This window comes from Protofrankia sp. CiP1_Cm_nod4, from assembly GCF_982290645.1.
Genome location: NZ_CEVIVC010000100.1, coordinates 13,739 through 16,792, shown reverse-complemented (window position 1 = coordinate 16,792; position 3,054 = coordinate 13,739). Strand labels below are relative to the sequence as shown.

At 73.3% G+C, this 3,054-nt stretch carries 3 protein-coding genes; all 3 read left to right on the top strand.

Translation table 11 applies throughout. From position 1 onward, the window contains the following. Positions 1 to 779: CAP domain-containing protein (locus AC5LSR_RS17380; protein ID WP_493468680.1), on the top strand; the 779-nt coding region annotated here is incomplete at its 5' end. 266 nt (positions 780 to 1,045) lie between these two features. Beyond that, positions 1,046 to 2,113, top strand: coding sequence for an NAD-dependent epimerase/dehydratase family protein (locus AC5LSR_RS17375; protein WP_250289838.1), 1,068 nt, complete (start codon positions 1,046 to 1,048; stop codon positions 2,111 to 2,113). Beyond that, entirely contained in the window at positions 2,106 to 2,618 is a 513-nt protein-coding gene (locus AC5LSR_RS17370; protein WP_250285054.1) for a GNAT family N-acetyltransferase, read from the top strand. The genes AC5LSR_RS17375 and AC5LSR_RS17370 overlap by 8 nt, the downstream gene beginning before the upstream one ends. The last annotated feature ends 436 nt before the right edge of the window (positions 2,619 to 3,054 follow it).

Sequence of the window (3,054 nt, the reverse complement as noted above, 5' to 3'; positions counted from 1 at the left end):
GGACCTGGGCGGCGTTCGTCCTGCGGGGGCCCGGAACGGTCGTCCAGGTGGCGCCCGCCGCCCCGTACGAGGCCACCGTGGACACCCGGGCACTGCCCGACGGCGCCTACACGCTGGCGGAGATCGTGTTCCATCCGTCCCAGGCCCCCTCGATACGCTCGAGCCAGCTACGAATCGTCAACACGCCACAGCTGACCGCCCCCCAGGGGCCCGCACGGCCACCGGCTGTGGCCGACCCGCCGGCCACCCCGGCCCCGACCACGCCGACCACGCCCACGCCGGTCACGCCGCCGCCGGCGCCATCGGCCGCGCCGGCCCCGGGTGCGCCGGCACCGCCGGCGCCGTCACCGGCGCACCCGGTCACGCCGGTGACCAGCGCGCCGTCCGAGCAGATCCCGGACGAGGCGTCCGAGGTGGTCGCGCTCACGAACGCCGAGCGGGCCAGAGCGGGCTGCGCGGCGCTCATGGCGGACCGCCGCCTGACCGCGGCCGCGCAGGCGCACAGCGCCGACATGTCCACCCGCGACTACTTCAGCCACGACAGCCTGGACGGCCGGACGCCCTTCCAGCGCATGGCGGAGGCCGGGTACGGGTTCTCCGCCGCGGCGGAGAACATCGCCGCGGGCCAGCGCACACCCGCGGAGGTGGTGCGGGGCTGGATGAACAGCGCCGGGCACCGCGCGAACATCCTGAACTGCTCGTTGAGGCAGATCGGCGTGGGCTACGCCACCGGAGGCCGTTACGGCACCTACTGGACGCAGGACTTCGGGACGCCGTAGGCCATGCCCGACAGGTGCCGGCCGATGGCGGGCGGTCCCGGATCCGGACGAGACGCTCTCGTGCCTGTCGCTTTCTGTTCCCGGACGGCCGCTTGCGTGGTATCCGGGTGTGGGCCGTGACAGCTGTGACCGTCATCACCGGTTAGTCTGGCTTCCCGGTCACGTCGAGTCGATGCCGGGCCGTTGGAACGACGTATCGGCAACAGAACGTGACGGGATGTGACGCCTATGATATTGACTCTTCCAGGAAGGCGATGAGGGGGGACGTGGCTCGCGCGGTCGTTACTGGCGCTGGCGGATTCATCGGGGACGCGGTCGCGCACGAGCTGCGTCGGCGCGGTTACCACGTCATACCGGTCGATGTCCGCCGTGGTCCGGGCATTGTCGTGGCGGACGTCACCCAGCCGGCGGAGCTGGGTAAACTGCTGGTCGGTGTCGATCTTGTCGTGCACGCGGCGGCCGTCGGCACGGGCGGCGGCGGGGAACTGGGCGCGGTGCGCGCCGGCGTGCGCCGCCGCCCGGCCCCACTCACCGACAGCGAACTACGCTCGGTGACGCTCGGGGGTACCGCCGGGCTGCTGGACGCGTGCGAGCGCGCCGATGTCGGCCGTGTCGTGCACCTGTCCTGCGTGAGCGTGCTGGGCGCCTCCTTTCCGGACCTGGTGGACGAGAGCGCGCCGGTCACGGCCACCGGCCTGACGCGCCCGGACGCCCTCGCCGCGGCCGAACGCGCGGCGCTCGCCGCGTCCGCCCGGGGACTGCCGGTGACGGTGCTGCGGGTCGGCGACGCCTACGGCCCGCGGGCCGGCCGGTGGACGCTGTGGCCGCTGCTGCTGCTGCGGGCGGGGCGCTTCGTCCTGGTGGACGGCGGCCGGGGGCTGCTGAGCCCGGTCCACGTCGATGACCTGACCGCGGCTGTCATCACCGTCGCCGGGGCCGAGCGGACCGCTGGCGAGATCCTGCACGTCACCGGCGGCGAGCCGGCCACCGCGTCGGACTTCTTCGGCCGGTACGCGCGGATGGCCGGCGTGCCCCTGCCGGGCCAGGTGCCGGCGGCGCTGGTGCGCGCGCTCGACAGCACCGACCGGCTGCTGTCCGGCCACGGCTGGCTGTCCGGCCGGGTGACCTCGCGGCTGCATCCTCGCGGCTATGTGGATCTCGGCCCGCTGACGCTGGCCGAACTGACCCGTACGGGCACCTACTCGATCGCCAGGATCCGGCGGCTGACGGGCTGGCAGCCGCGCGTCGGCCTGGACGAGGGGATGGCCCGCACCGAGGCGCTGCTGCGGGAACGGGGACTGCTCGGCGTCGCGGAGCCCGCCCGCCGTGGCTGATGCGCCGACCCTGACGACCCTGCGTCTGCTCGCGCTTCCGCTGACCGTCTGGAACGCCGGGTTCGTCGCCGAGGAACTCGGGCCGCTGCTGGTGGGCACCCACCTGCCCAAGGTGCAGGGGATCACCATCGACGTCACCGGCGATCCCACCGAGACGTTACGCCGCGCGCTGCGCCGCCGGGCCAGCGCCGGGCGTGGTGTGATGACCTGGACGATCCGCGGTGACGACTCGGCGGCCATCGGGCTGCTGGCGGTGGACGCGTTCGGCCGGCGCGCGCTGGTGTCGGTGTCCATCGGGCGGCCCTACCGGCGTCACGGCTATGCCACCGAGGTGCTGCGGGCGCTGGCCGGCTGGCTGGAGTTCCGCGGCCCGGTCGTGGTCGAGGCCCGGTTGCGCCTGGGCGACCGGACGAGTGAGCGGCTGGCTGTCGCGACCGCGTTCGTGCCCACCAGCATCGTCCTGCCGGGCGGCTGGCGGGTCTGGTACCGGCCACCGCCATACTGATCGTTTCTGTGTTCTCCCTGCTCCGGCCCGCTTTCGCCGGATCCGGCCGCCGTTGCCCGATCCGGCTTTTTTCGTCACGTAACGCGACCGCTCCGGACCCGGTGCTCACCGCTCGACGGGATGCGGCACCATAGGATGCGATGTCGCGAATCGGGCGGTACGGCTGGCCGCCCACTTCGCGACTCCGTGTCGGCTGACCGGCCGCGCGTGTCCTGGATGGGGGGCGTACGGCTGGCGCGCAGGCGCTGGGGAGGTTCTCAGAGTGAGCGTGGAAACCCAACGCGAAGCCGCGTTCGCGGGAACCCTGGACGGATCAGCGCCCGGGCCGCGTGCCTCGGAGGTCACCTACGATCATTTGATCATTCCGCCGCACTGGCGCCGCTCGGAGGAGTCCGGCCCCGGCGCGCACAACCCGCTGTTCGCGGGCGATCTTGTC